General features: G+C 69.9%; 13 protein-coding genes. 5 read left to right on the top strand and 8 right to left on the bottom strand.

Going from position 1 to position 12890, the window contains the following annotated elements; all coding sequences use genetic code 11:
* Positions 1-155 precede the first annotated feature (155 nt).
* The 3 genes from K9U40_RS19210 (at position 156) to K9U40_RS19200 (ending at position 1567) form a co-directional block, all read left to right on the top strand.
* Positions 156-623 (top strand): NUDIX hydrolase, encoded by a 468-nt coding sequence (locus K9U40_RS19210; RefSeq protein ID WP_282891748.1) that lies wholly within the window; start codon positions 156-158, stop codon positions 621-623.
* A gap of 47 nt (positions 624-670) precedes the next feature.
* The gene (locus K9U40_RS19205; protein ID WP_282891747.1) at positions 671-1075 is read left to right on the top strand and encodes a TIGR02301 family protein; all 405 of its coding nucleotides are present in this window, start codon (positions 671-673) and stop codon (positions 1073-1075) included.
* A 219-nt stretch (positions 1076-1294) separates the two neighbouring features.
* Positions 1295-1567, top strand: a complete 273-nt coding sequence (locus tag K9U40_RS19200) for a hypothetical protein (RefSeq protein WP_282891746.1) — start codon at positions 1295-1297, stop codon at positions 1565-1567.
* A gap of 420 nt (positions 1568-1987) precedes the next feature.
* Here the strand turns inward: K9U40_RS19200 and acs are convergent, their stop codons facing one another.
* Positions 1988-3943, bottom strand: a complete 1956-nt coding sequence (acs, locus tag K9U40_RS19195; RefSeq protein ID WP_282891745.1) for an acetate--CoA ligase — start codon at positions 3941-3943, stop codon at positions 1988-1990.
* Between the two features lie 342 nt (positions 3944-4285).
* Here acs and K9U40_RS19190 point away from each other — a divergent pair, with 342 nt between their 5' ends.
* Positions 4286-4657, top strand: coding sequence for a DUF423 domain-containing protein (locus K9U40_RS19190; protein ID WP_282891744.1), 372 nt, complete (start codon positions 4286-4288; stop codon positions 4655-4657).
* Here K9U40_RS19190 and lpxK read toward each other — a convergent pair whose 3' ends face one another.
* From lpxK to K9U40_RS19155, 7 genes are all read right to left on the bottom strand, one after another.
* Positions 4658-5680 (bottom strand): tetraacyldisaccharide 4'-kinase, encoded by a 1023-nt coding sequence (lpxK, locus tag K9U40_RS19185; RefSeq protein ID WP_282891743.1) that lies wholly within the window; start codon positions 5678-5680, stop codon positions 4658-4660.
* 2 nt (positions 5681-5682) lie between these two features.
* Positions 5683-6978 (bottom strand): 3-deoxy-D-manno-octulosonic acid transferase, encoded by a 1296-nt coding sequence (locus K9U40_RS19180; RefSeq protein WP_282891742.1) that lies wholly within the window; start codon positions 6976-6978, stop codon positions 5683-5685.
* Positions 6975-7673, bottom strand: coding sequence for a lysophospholipid acyltransferase family protein (locus K9U40_RS19175; RefSeq protein WP_282891741.1), 699 nt, complete (start codon positions 7671-7673; stop codon positions 6975-6977). Before K9U40_RS19175 ends, K9U40_RS19180 begins: the two co-directional genes overlap by 4 nt.
* Positions 7674-7837: 164 nt before the next feature.
* On the bottom strand, positions 7838-8083 hold the full coding sequence (locus tag K9U40_RS19170; protein ID WP_282891740.1) for a DUF4170 domain-containing protein: 246 nt from the start codon (positions 8081-8083) through the stop codon (positions 7838-7840).
* A 12-nt stretch (positions 8084-8095) separates the two neighbouring features.
* Positions 8096-8947 (bottom strand): 3'(2'),5'-bisphosphate nucleotidase CysQ, encoded by an 852-nt coding sequence (locus tag K9U40_RS19165; protein ID WP_282891739.1) that lies wholly within the window; start codon positions 8945-8947, stop codon positions 8096-8098.
* A gap of 162 nt (positions 8948-9109) precedes the next feature.
* Positions 9110-10054 carry a 4-hydroxybenzoate octaprenyltransferase gene (ubiA, locus tag K9U40_RS19160; RefSeq protein ID WP_282891738.1) on the bottom strand — a complete coding sequence of 315 codons (945 nt, stop codon included), beginning with the start codon at positions 10052-10054 and terminating at the stop codon, positions 9110-9112.
* Positions 10055-10091: 37 nt separating this feature from the next.
* Positions 10092-10580, bottom strand: a complete 489-nt coding sequence (locus K9U40_RS19155) for a hypothetical protein (RefSeq protein ID WP_282891737.1) — start codon at positions 10578-10580, stop codon at positions 10092-10094.
* 451 nt (positions 10581-11031) lie between these two features.
* On the opposite strand from K9U40_RS19155, the gene K9U40_RS19150 reads away from it, so the two are divergent.
* Positions 11032-12792: an acetolactate synthase 3 large subunit gene (locus K9U40_RS19150; protein WP_282891736.1), complete on the top strand. Its 1761-nt coding sequence runs from the start codon at positions 11032-11034 to the stop codon at positions 12790-12792.
* Positions 12793-12890: the final 98 nt, after the last annotated feature.

Here is a 12890-nt window from a genome sequence, read left to right as displayed (position 1 = left end):
GAAGGGTCCTTCATCTCGGCCGTCACGAATCGCGTGCTCCAGGTTGACGGGAAGGGTAAGCTCCCGCCCACCCACGACAAGCCGCCCGTCACGGGCGGGCCGAGCCTTTCAGCCTGAGCCTTCCCAGTGCGAGCCTTCCCAGTGCGAGCCTTGCCATGACCGAGACCCTTTCGCCGCAGACGCCCGCCGCCGCGCCGCGCCCGCCCGTGCGCCCGACGCTCGCGGCGAGCGCCGCCGTGTTCCGCGGCCCGCTGGTGCTGCTCGCCCGCCGCGCGGCCAATCCCGGCGCCGGCCTGTGGAGCCTGCCCGGCGGCCGCGTGGAGCCGGGCGAGACCCTGGCCGAGGCCGCGGTGCGGGAGGTGATGGAGGAAGTGGGCGTGAGCGTCGACATCGTCGGGCTCGCCGCCGCGCGCGACATCATCATTCGCGACAAGGAAGGGGCGCTCGCCGCCCATTTCGTGGTGATCGCCCACGCCGCCCGCTGGCGCGCCGGCGAGCCGCAGCCGGGCGCCGAGGCGGCGGAGGTGGGCTGGTTCCGCCCCAACGAGGTGGCCGCCCTGCCCACCACCGAGGGGCTCGCCGAAGTGGTCGCGGAGGCGGCGCGCCTCGTGATCGAGCCTTGACCTTGCGCCCGCCGCGCCGCAGGAGTGGGGACGGAAACGGCATCTGCATGCGCACCCTCGTCCTTCTCCTTGCCGGCGCGCTCGCGCTCGCCTCGCCCGTCCTGACCCGCCCGGTATCGGCCGCGGGCCCGACCGAGGGCGCCCCGCCGCCCTATGATTCGGACCTCATGCGGCTCGCCGAGATCCTCGGCGCACTGCATTACCTGCGTCCTTTGTGCGGCGTGACCGGGGAGGGCCAGCGCTGGCGCAACGAGATGCAGGCGCTCATCGACACCGAGCAGCCCTCCGAGACGCGCCGGATGAAGATCATCGCCAGCTTCAACCGCGGCTATTCCAGCTATGGCGAGGTCTATCGCGCCTGCACGCCGGCGGCACGCATTGCGGTGGAGCGCCAGCTCGACGAGGGCGCGCGCCTCGCCCACGACATCGTGGTGCGCTATGGCGGAAACTAGAGCGCGATCCGATCAGATTGAATCAATCTGATCGGTGAATCGCCCTCTAAATCCAAGAAAGAGAACGCGTTGCCCGATCAGCTTGCGATGCAAGCAGATCGGCGCGTGCTCTAAGGGCGCGGCGTTAACCTTTTGGTCAGAACTCCCCTGAACGCCCGCGCGCGGCGTGCTAGAGAATGCGGACCGCCGCATGATTTTTCGCGGTGCGGAGACCTTGCCGTGTCGACCTTGCCCACCCCTGCCATCGCCCTCCCCGAGATCGCGGACATGGCCGCGGACGATCGCCACGCCGCACTCACCTATCTGAACGATGCGTGGGTGGAAGCCGTGCGCGAGGGGCTGGAGGAGGACTGCCTGGTGCAGGCCGCGCTGTTCACCGCCCTGCGCAGCCTTGTCGCCACCTATGGCGAGACCGCGAGCGCCGAATTCGTCACCCGCCTCGCCGAGCGGGTGGCGGCCGGTGAATACACCATCGCGGGCCTGACGCACTGAGGGCAGGGCGCGCGGTGGCTTCCGGCCGGTTGCGCGCGGAGCTGGAGCCGCGCTCCGGAACCGGCACGGGGCGCCCTTTCAATTCGTAAAGCTCGTGAGCGCGCATGTGGCTTCGGCTGCATGCGGGGCCCATTGCGGCACGTCCCCGTCATGCCCGGCCTTGTGCCGGGCATCCACGCCGGGCCGCTGGTGTTTGCTGGCGGAGCTTTGCTGCGCCCCGACCCGGGGGATAGCCGGCACAGGGCCGGGCATGACGGCGGTTGTGGTTATGGAGTGGACAGCCCCGCGATTGCCGCTTCCGGGCGCGCGCTGGGGCGCGGGAGTCCGCCGACTGCGTGCGCCGGCGTCGAGCGCCACGGATCCCCCAAACAAAACCGGCGCCCCGAGGGGCGCCGGTCTCGTTTTCACGGATGCTGCGGCTCAGGCCGCCGCGTCGCGCTTGTTCTGGCGGTTGTGGATGAGGTCCTCCACCACGCCGGGATCGGCCAGCGTCGAGGTGTCGCCCAGGCTTTCGAACTGGTCCTCGGCGATCTTGCGCAGGATGCGGCGCATGATCTTGCCCGAGCGGGTCTTCGGCAGGCCCGGCGCGAACTGGATCAGGTCCGGCGAGGCGATGGGGCCGATCTCGCGACGCACCCAGGCCACCAGTTCCTTGCGCAGTTCCTCGGTGGGCTCCTCGCCGTCCATCAGGGTGACGTAGGCGTAGATGCCCTGGCCCTTGATGTCGTGGGGGAAGCCCACCACCGCCGCCTCGGACACCTTGGGATGGGCGACGAGGGCGCTTTCCACCTCCGCCGTGCCCATGCGGTGGCCGGAGACGTTGATCACGTCGTCCACGCGGCCGGTGATCCAGTAGAAGCCGTCGGCGTCGCGGCGGCAGCCGTCGCCGGTGAAGTACTTGCCGGGATAGGTGGAGAAATAGGTCTGCTCGAAGCGCTCATGGTCGCCATAGACCGTGCGCATCTGGCCCGGCCACGAATCGGCGATCACGAGATTGCCCTCGCAGGCGCCTTCCAGCACCTTGCCTTCCGCGTCCACCACCTCGGGCATCACGCCGAAGAAGGGGCGGGTGGCGGAGCCGGGCTTCAGCTTGGTGGCGCCGGGCAGGGGGGTGATGAGGATGCCGCCGGTCTCGGTCTGCCACCAGGTATCCACGATGGGGCAGCGCTCCTCGCCCACCACGCGGTAATACCACTCCCAGGCTTCCGGATTGATGGGCTCGCCCACCGAGCCGAGCAGGCGCAGGGAGGCGCGGGAGGTGCGCTTCACCGGCTCCTCGCCCGCCTGCATCAGCGAGCGGATGGCGGTGGGGGCGGTGTAGAAGATCGAGACCTTGTGCTTGTCGATCACGTCCCAGAAGCGCGAGACGGTGGGATAATTGGGGATGCCCTCGAACATGAGCGTCGTGGCGCCGTTCGCGAGCGGGCCGTAGACGATGTAGGAATGGCCGGTCACCCAGCCCACGTCGGCGGTGCACCAGTAGATGTCGCCGGGGTGGTAGTCGAAGATGTATTGATGCGTCATGGACGCATAGACGAGGTAGCCGCCGGTGGTGTGCAGCACGCCCTTGGGCTTGCCGGTGGAGCCGGAGGTGTAGAGGATGAACAGCGGATCTTCCGCGTTCACGTGCTCGGCCGGGCACTCGTCGGTGACCATGGCGGCGGCTTCGTCGTAATAGACGTCGCGGCCGGGGGTCATGTCCACCTTGCCGCCGGTGCGGCGCACTACGATCACATGGTCCACGCCCTCGGGAATCTGGGCGATGGCCGCGTCCACATTGGCCTTCAGCGGCACCTTGCGGCCGCCGCGCAGGCCCTCGTCCGCGGTGATGATGCACTTGGAGCCGCAGTCGGCCACGCGGCCGGCGAGGCTGTCCGGGGAAAAGCCGCCGAACACGATGGAATGGATGGCGCCGAGCCGCGCGCAGGCGAGCATGGCGAATGCCGCCTCGGGAATCATCGGCAGGTAGATGGTGACGCGGTCGCCCTTCTCCACGCCACGGTTGCGCAGCACGTTGGCGAGCTTGTTCACCTCGCTGGAGAGTTCGCGATAGGTGATGTTGCGGCTCTCGTCCGGGCTGTCGCCCTCCCAGATGATGGCCACCTGGTCGCCGCGGGTCTCAAGGTGACGGTCCACGCAATTGTAGGCGACGTTGGTGACGCCGTCCTCGAACCATTTGATGGAGACGTGGCCCGGGTCGTAAGAGGTGTTCTTCACCTTGGTGTAGGGCGTGAACCAGTCGATGCGCTTGCCGTGCTCGCCCCAGAAGGCATCCGGGTCCTTCACCGAGGCGGCATACATGGACTGATAGTGCGCATCGTCCACATAGGCCTTGTGGGCCCATTCGGACGGAACGTCATAGACCTTTTCGGACATGCTCTTGCCTCCCTCGCGCGGGCGCGTTTCCCGCGATCCTTCATTCATGGCGGATTGTTCCGCCTTGGTTGGCCCGGATTATGAGGAGAGGCAGGAGGCTCCACAAGGCGTTGCCATGGCAGACTTTGGGTGCATAGCCCTTCGTCGCCTCCCGCAAGTGGAATTGCTGCCCTGCACCTTCGCACATGCCGCAGGATCAAGGCATTCCGCCACCGCGATCGCCGCCCTATAGAGGGCTCGGCCACCGCACCTGCGAGATGCCGCGACACCTTTGCGTCACCCGCCGGTCCGGCTGCCTGCCTTCGCCTGCCTGCCTTCGCCTGCCCGCAACGGACCCGCCTCATGCCTGTCTGGACCCGTATCCTTCTCGTGCTCGCCGGCCTCATGGGGGCCGCGGGCGTCGCTGCCGCCGCCGCCGCGGCCCATGTGGGCGGCGGGGCGAACCTGGAGACGGCCGCCCACTTCCTCCTGTTCCACGCCGCCGCCCTCGTGGGGCTCGGCGCCCTCGGCCTGATGCTTGGGCGCGGGCGCGTGGTCCTGTACCTCGGCGCGAGCGCCATGGCGCTCGGCGTGCTTCTCTTTTCCGGCGATCTTGCCGCGCGGGCCTTGATGGAGGTCAAGCTTCTGGGCGGCAGCGCGCCGTTCGGCGGCTCCCTGACGATTCTCGGCTGGCTCCTGGTGGCGGTCGGCGCGCTGGTCGGGCGGCGGGCCTGATCAGCCCCGGCCCCGCCGCGCCCGCCAGCGCGCCTCGGCGCGGTCGATGAGGGCGTCGAGGGCGCCGGGATCGTCGAGGGCGAGGGCGACCGGCAGGGTGGCGATGGCACCGGCGAGTGCCGCGAAGGCGGGTCCGGCGAGGCGCGCCTTGTCCTTTTCCGTCGTCACCAGACGCGCGCCCTGCGCCTTGGCCTCCTGCGCGAGGCGGGCGATCTCGGCGGGGCGGAACGGGTGGTGGTCGGCGAAGGCGTGGCGGGCGAGGGGCGCCAGCCCTGCCTCTTCCAGCGTCGCGAAGAATTTTTCCGGCCGGCCGATGCCGGCGAAGGCGATGAGCGGCACCCCGCGCAGCGCCGCCACGGCGGCGGGGTCGGGCACCAGCCGGCCGGTGAGCACCGCGCATCCGGCCGCGCCCGCGCGCGCCGCCACCTCGGCACCGGCGGCGCCGTCGCCCACCACCAGCACCGCATCGGCGCGGGCGAGCTGCGGCCCGAGCGGCGCCCGCAGGGGCCCGGCAGGGGTGACGCCGCCAGTGCCGACGCCCACCGTTCCATCCACCACCAGAACCGACACGTCCTTGGCGAGGGACGGGTTCTGGAAGCCGTCATCCATGACGATGTGGCTTGCGCCGGCTGCCACCGCCAGGTCCGCCCCCGCCCGGCGCTGGCCCCCGGCCACCACGGTGGGGGCATGGCGCGCCAGCAGCAGGGCCTCGTCGCCCACCGTGCCGGCGTCGTGAATGGCAGGATCGACCCGCAGCGGCATCCGCGCCGTGCCACCATGGCCCCGCAGCAGGGCGAACGGCGTCGCGCCACGGGCGTTCAGGCGCCGGAGGAGGGCGATGGCGGTGGGCGTCTTGCCCGCGCCGCCCACGGTGGGATTGCCCACGCACAGGACCGGCGCGTCCACCCGCGCGCCGGTCCCGCCCATGCGGCGGAGCGCGACGGCGCCCACGACCGCGCCGACGGGCGAGAGCAGGGCCGAGGCAAGACCGGGCCGGCGCCACCAGAAGGCCGGCGCGCGCATCCTCAGCGGGCCTCGAGGCGGATCTGGATGAGATAGGGCTCGATGGCCGTCAGCGTGCGCTCCAGCGCGCCGCCCAGACCGGTGATGGTGGCGAAGGCGGCGTCGGCCATGTGCCCCTGAAGCTGGCTGTCCTGCATCAGGGCGTAGGCGGCGCGGGCGATGCCCATGGCGTCGGAAACCTCGGCCGCGCCCTCCTGCGCGTCCAGGGCCTCGTAGACGGCGGCGAAGTTCCACACATGGGGGCCGTGCAGGACCACGGTGCCGAGCTTGGCCGGCTCGATGGGGTTCTGCCCGCCATGCTCCACCAGCGAGCCGCCCATGAAGACCACCGGGGCGACGCGATAGAACAGGCCCAGCTCGCCGATGGTGTCGGCCACGTAGATCCCGGTTTCCGCGTCGGGCCATTCGTCGAAGGCGCGCTGGCGCGGGGCGAGGCCGGCGGCCTCGGCGAGTTCCGCCACCTCGACGCCGCGCTCGGGATGGCGCGGGGCGATGATGGTGAGAAGGTCCTTCACCTTGGAGGAGATGATCCGGTGCGCCTCGATCACGATTTCCTCCTCCCCCTCATGGGTGGAGGCGGCGAGCAGCACCGGCCGCTTCCCGACCGCAAGGCCGAAGCGCTTCAGCTCGGTGGAATCGACGCCGGGCGGCGGCACGTCGAACTTGAGATTGCCGCAGACCTCGACCCGCGGCGTGCCCAGCGCCCGGAAGCGCGCGCCGTCCTCCGCGCTCTGGGCGAGGCACAGGTCGATGCGCGAGAGCAGGGCGCGGGCGCTCCTGGGCAGGCGGGCCCAGCGCCGGGCCGAGCGCTCCGAGAGCCGGCCGTTGACCAGCACCACCGGGGTGCCGCGCCGGCCGAGCTCGGCGATGAGGTTGGGCCACAGCTCCGATTCGGCCAAAAGCACGAGGTCGGGGGCCCAGTAATCGAGGAAGCGGGCGATGAAGCCCTTCGCGTCCAGCGGTACGAACTGGTGGATCACTCCTTCCGGCGCCCGCGCCTGGGCCACCCGGCTGGAGGTGAGCGTGCCCGAGGTCAGGAGCACCTTGAAGCCGCGCGCGTCGAGGCGCTCGATCAGCGGCAGCACCGAGATCACCTCGCCGACGCTGGCCCCGTGCACCCACACCAGCGGCCCCTCCGGGCGCTCCATGCTGGCATGGCCGCGCCGCTCGGCGAGCCGTGCCGGGTCTTCCTTGCCCTTGCGCACCCGGTAGGAGAGCCAGGCCGGGGCGAGGAGGGCGGCCGCCGAGCTCGCGCCGCGGTAGAGGCGCAGGGTCAAGGGCAGGGCGCGACCCTTCATGCCCCGCCAGCTCCGGCGGCGAGGGCTTCGGCGCGGGCGGTGGCGGCCTCGAGCCGGGCCTGCACCAGGTCGCGGGCGGCCTTCATGGTCGCCTCGTCCGCCTCGCGGGGGACGAAGATGGGTTCGCCCACCACCGCGGCACCGCGGCCGAACGGCAGGTTCAGGCTGGCGCGGTCCCAGCTCTTGAGGGTGATGCGGTTGCGGGTTGCCATTGCGAGCGGGATGATAGGGCGTCCGGAATACCGCGCAATGGTCACGACGCCGAGACCGGCCCGGCGGGCGATTTTCGGCACGTCGGCAGTCATCGCCACGTTGATGCCCTGTTCCAGGGTGTCGAGCAGCTCGTAGGTGGCGGACACCGCGCCCTTGCGGTGGAAGTCATGCCGCGAGGTGGCGCCGGAGCCGCGAATGGTGCCGACCCCCAGCTTCTCCGCGGCGATGGCGTTGATCTCGGCGTCGGCGTGGCGGGAGATGAGCACCTTCGCCTTGTGGTGGGGCTTCATGGCGAAAGGCGTGAGGAAATGCTGCCCATGCCAGAAGGTGATGATCACCGGCATGCGCTCGTCGATGGTCTCGAAGATGTCCGGCGGCTCGATGACGAACCGCGTGGTGCGCGCCACGAGCTTGAAATAGGACGCGAACGTCGTGCCCGCCGCCACTTTGAAGGCGTGGTTTGTCCTCAGTCGCCGCCACATCTGATGGTCTTTTCGCTCCGGGCTGCGCGGCCGGCGGCTCCTCGCCGGGTCCGGCCGACGCTCCTTCTTATTCGATCTTGGAGACGAAAGAACAGGCCGGGCCTGTGCGACCCGGCCGCTTTCCTCTCAGGGGGCCCGCCCCTCAGGGGCGGGCATGATGATGCTCAGCTGCCCTGGACCTTGCCGGTCTCGGGATCGAGCAGGCGGTGCAGGTGCACGACGAAATAGCGCATCAGCGCGTTGTCCACCGTCTGTTGCGCCTTCGCCTTCCAGGCGGTCGCAGCGCTGGCATAGTCGGGGAAGATGCCGACGATGTCGAGCTTGGTGAGGTCCTTGAACTCGGTGCTGTCGAGGGCGGTGAGCTCACCGCCGAAGACGAGGTGCGGCAACTGCTTGTTGGTGTCGGTCATGGCGTGTCCCAATTACTGCGTGTCTGGACTGGCGTTGAAAAACGGGGTTTGCGGCACCGCGCCGACGAGCGCGGCGTGAAGCGCGGGGCCGGCGCAGATGAGCGGGGGATGGCGGGGCTCCGGCGCGTTGTAGGTGAGCGGCGTGCCCTCGCGGGTGGTCAGGAGGCCGTGGGCCTCGTGCACGATCAGGTCGGCGGCGGCTAGGTCCCAGTCGTTGCTGTTGCCGGCGGCGAAGGCGATGTCGATCTCGCCGGTGGCGACGCGGGCGAGGCGCAGCGCCAGCGAGCGGATGCGCGGCAGCGGCTCCACCGCGGCGCGGCGGGAGAGCAGGTCGATCTCGGCGGCCGGGCCCGCCACCTTCGCCCCGTCGAGGCCGCGGCGCGGCGCGACCTCCAGGGGAACGCCGTTGCGCGCGGCGCCGCGGCCGGCGACGGCGGTGAACATTTCGTCGCTTGCCGGTGCGTACAGGGCGGCGAGGATGGGCCGGCCCAGCTCCACCAGGGCAACCGAGACCGCCCAGTCGTGGCCGCCGGCCATGAAGCCCCGCGTGCCGTCGATGGGGTCCACCACCCACAGCCGCTCAACCCCGAGGCGCGCCGGGCCATCGGCCGATTCCTCGGACAGCCACCCGATGCCGGGATCGAGCGCGGTGAGGTGGCGATGCAGGAAGGCGTCCACCGCCATGTCCGCCTCGGTGACGGGGGAATTGTTGCCCTTGGTCCAGGACTTCACGCCGGACTGGAACATGGCGAGCGCGATCCCGCCCGCCGCCGTCACCGTCTCGGTGAGCTGGCGCGCCAGGATCTCCATCGCCATGGCGGCGGGGTCGGGCCCGCCGGGGCTGCTCGTCGGCTCGACGCTCATGGGCCTGCCAAATAGGGGCGTCGGCGTCCCGAGGCAAGAAGACTCGTGCTGCACTGCGTCAATGCCGCGCGGCGCCGCCGGGGGCCGGGAGGACCGCCTTTCCCGGCTGGCGCAGCTCTCCGGGCGGATTCGGGGCAGGGGGATCGCTGCCGGATCATGCCCTTACGGCAGGAGCACCCCGAGGGTGTTGGGCACCAGCGTGTCGAGGGCGAGGCCGGCGAACAGGATCAGCCCCGCATCGCGGTTCGACTTGAACACGGCGAGACAGCGCGCGCCGTCGTCGATGTCGAGCCGGCGCACCTGTCCGGTGAGATGCAGCGCGAAGCCGGCGAGGCCGAGATAGGCGAGCGGACCGGACGGCACCGACATGAGGGCGGCGGCGAACAGGAGCACCACCAGCGTGTAGCACAGGGCCACCGCGAGGGCGGTGCTGCGGCCGAACAGAAGCGCGGTGGAGCGCACGCCCACGATGGCGTCGTCCTCCTTGTCCTGGTGGGCATAGATGGTGTCGTAGGCGAACACCCACAGCACGCAGCCGGCGAACAGCAGCAGGGCCGGGTCGGCGATGGTGCGCATCACGCTGGCCCAGCCCATGAGCGCGCCCCAGGAGAAGGCGATGCCCAGGATGAGCTGCGGCACCGAGGTGACGCGCTTCATCAGCGGATAGACGGCCACCACGCCGAGGGAGGCAAGGCCGGTGATGATGGCGAAATGCGGCAGGCAGAGCAGCACCGCGAGGCCGACGAGGGCCTGCGCCACCAGGAAGGCGAAGGCCGCCGCCACGCTCACCTCACCCGAGGCGACGGGGCGATTGCGGGTGCGCGCCACCTGACGGTCGATCTTGCGGTCGAGGATGTCGTTCCAGGTGCATCCCGCGCCGCGCATGGCCACGGCGCCGATGGCGAACAGCACCAGGAGCCACGGATCGGGATAGGGCGCGTCGTCGGCGATGGCGGCGAGCGCGGTGGACCACCAGCACGGCAGCAGCAGCAGCCACGAGCCGATGGGCCGGTCCAGCCGGGCGAGCCGCAGATAGGGCCGCACGCGCGGCGGCGCGAAACGATCTACCCAGTTACCGCGCACGGCATCGGCGACGGGTGGGGTCATCGCCCCTTCGCTGGAACCTGGGGACAATCCGACCGCCTCACTTCAGCGCGTTGCCGTTCAGCGTGTCGAACACGCCGCCGCGCTTTTGCGAGCCGACGCTGTAGCCGGTGGTGATGCCGAGCGCGCTGGACAGGGAGCCCTGCGGCGGCGGTTTGGCGGCCCCGCCGTCGGGGGCGGCGCCACCGTTGGCCGCGGCCTCGCAGATCTTGTTGCGGATGCCTACGGTCTTCTTGGCGCCTTCGGCGGCATTTTCGATGGCCTGGGGCGGGATCTGGCACCAGTCCTTGTTGTCGCCGAGGAACTTCACCCACTTGGCCTCGGCGGCGGTATAGGCGCGGAACAGCGGGCACAGGGTCTGCGGGTCGCCCTTCTTCTTGATGGCGGCCTGCAGGGCCTTGCCCTTCTCCTCCAGCTCCCCGCGCACGGAGGCGACGTCGCTCTGGCAGTCCGCCAGGGCAGAACCTGCGGACAGCGCGGTCCCGACCAGGACGGCCGAAGTGGCGAATGCGAGCGTCAGTTTCTTCATGAGGCCGAGCCCCTCCTCCTCCGCCCCAGCGGAACCTTGTGGTGATATACACAGCCCAGAGATGGGGCAATATCGGGGCGGATCGCGACACAGCCTATCATTCGCTCCCTAACGGAATTTTGCCGGCACCGCCGCAAGAGCGGTTCCCGCGCTTGACGTGCGGGCCGTGCCTCGGTAGTTTCGCGCAACTTTTGAAAGGGACGGCGCCGACATGCGCAAGATCGTTATTCTTCTCGTAGGGTGGCGCGCCACTTTTTGTCCAGCCTGACGGCTGCGGCAGACGAGGTGGCGCGTGACGAGGGGCCTTCGGGCCCCTTCGTCGTTTCTGAAGGCTTCGGCGTCCCATGGCGGCCGCCATTCGTGAAAGAGATGCCGGCCGGGGCCGGCATCGGTGCAGGACAGGCCGGCGGAGCCGGTGGGGCCGAAGGCGCCCCTCAGGGAGTTTCAGACCATGACGAAGCAGATGACCGGCGCCGAGATGGTGATCCAGGCCTTCGCCGACCAGGGCGTCGCCCATATCTTCGGCTATCCGGGCGGGGCGGTGCTGCCCATCTATGACGCCCTGTTCCACCAGAACCACATCGAGCACATCCTGGTGCGCCACGAGCAGGCGGCGGTGCATGCGGCGGAGGGCTATGCCCGCTCCTCCGGCAAGGTCGGCGTGGTGCTCGTCACCTCCGGTCCCGGCGCCACCAATGCGGTCACCGGCCTCACCGACGCGCTGATGGATTCGATCCCCCTGGTCTGCATCACCGGGCAGGTGGCGACCCACCTCATCGGCAACGACGCGTTCCAGGAATGCGACACGGTGGGCATCACCCGGCCCTGCACCAAGCACAACTACCTCGTGCGCGACGTGAACGACCTCGCGCGCGTGCTGCACGAAGCCTTCTATGTGGCGCAGAACGGCCGTCCCGGTCCGGTGGTGGTGGACATTCCCAAGGATGTCCAGTTCGCCACCGGCACCTATATCGGCCGCGAGAACATCCAGCATAAGACCTACCGGCCCAAGCTGAAGGCGGAGGACGCGCAGATCGCCGCCGCGGTGGAGATGATCGCCGGCGCGAAGAAGCCGATCTTCTACACCGGCGGCGGTGTCATCAATTCCGGGCCGGAGGCGAGCCGCCTGCTGCGCGAACTGGCGCGCCTCACCGGCGTGCCGGTCACCTCGACGCTGATGGGCCTCGGCGCCTTCCCGGCGGCGAACCGGCAGTGGCTGGGCATGCTCGGCATGCACGGCACCTATGAGGCCAACATGGCCATGCACGACTGCGACGTGATGGTCTGCATCGGCGCGCGCTTCGACGACCGCATCACCGGCCGCCTCGACGCCTTCGCGCCGGGCTCGAAGAAGATCCACATCGACATCGACCCGTCCTCCATCAACAAGAACGTGAAGGTGGACCTGCCCATCATCGGCGACTGCACCCGCGTGCTCGCCGACATGGTGGTGGCCTGGACCAGCCGCGCCCTGAAGATCGACCAGCCGGCGCTCGCCGCCTGGTGGGCGCAGATCGAGCGCTGGCGGGCGCGCAACTGCCTCGCCTATCGCGCCTCCGACGAGATCATCAAGCCGCAGTTCGCCATCGAGCGCCTCTATGCGGCGACGAAGGACAAGGATGTCTACATCACCACGGAGGTGGGCCAGCACCAGATGTGGGCGGCGCAGTTCTTCCGCTTCGAGGAGCCGAACCGCTGGATGACCTCCGGCGGCCTCGGCACCATGGGCTACGGCCTGCCCGCCGCCATCGGCGCGCAGAAGGCCCACCCGGACGCGCTGTGCATCGACATTGCCGGCGAGGCCTCCATCCTCATGAACATGCAGGAGATGTCCACGGCGGTGCAGTTCGACCTGCCGGTGAAGATCTTCATCCTCAACAACCGCTACATGGGCATGGTGCGCCAGTGGCAGGAACTGCTGCACGGCGGGCGCTATTCCCACTCCTATTCCGAGGCTTTGCCCGATTTCGTGAAGCTGGCGGACGCCTATGGCGGCGTGGGCATCCGCTGCGAGAAGCCCGGCGACCTCGACGCGGCGATCGCCGAGATGATCAACGTGAAGCGCCCGGTGATCTTCGACTGCATCGTGGACCAGCAGGAGAACTGCTTCCCCATGATCCCGTCGGGCCGCGCCCACAACGAGATGATCCTCGGCGACATGGCCGTGGACCTCGACGAGGCCATCACCGACGAAGGCAAGATGCTGGTGTGAGGCGGCTTCTCCCTCTCCCGCTTGCGGGGGAGGGCTGGGGAGGGGGAGAGCGTTGCCCGCCCACACCGCGGCCGGGCGTTCTGCCTTGTCCCGTTCCC

The organism is Xanthobacter autotrophicus (genome assembly GCF_030015065.1).
Classification (GTDB): domain Bacteria; phylum Pseudomonadota; class Alphaproteobacteria; order Rhizobiales; family Xanthobacteraceae; genus Xanthobacter; species Xanthobacter autotrophicus_D.
The sequence above is the reverse complement of the archived record's forward strand: the minus strand, read 5'-3'. Positions and strand labels throughout refer to the sequence as shown.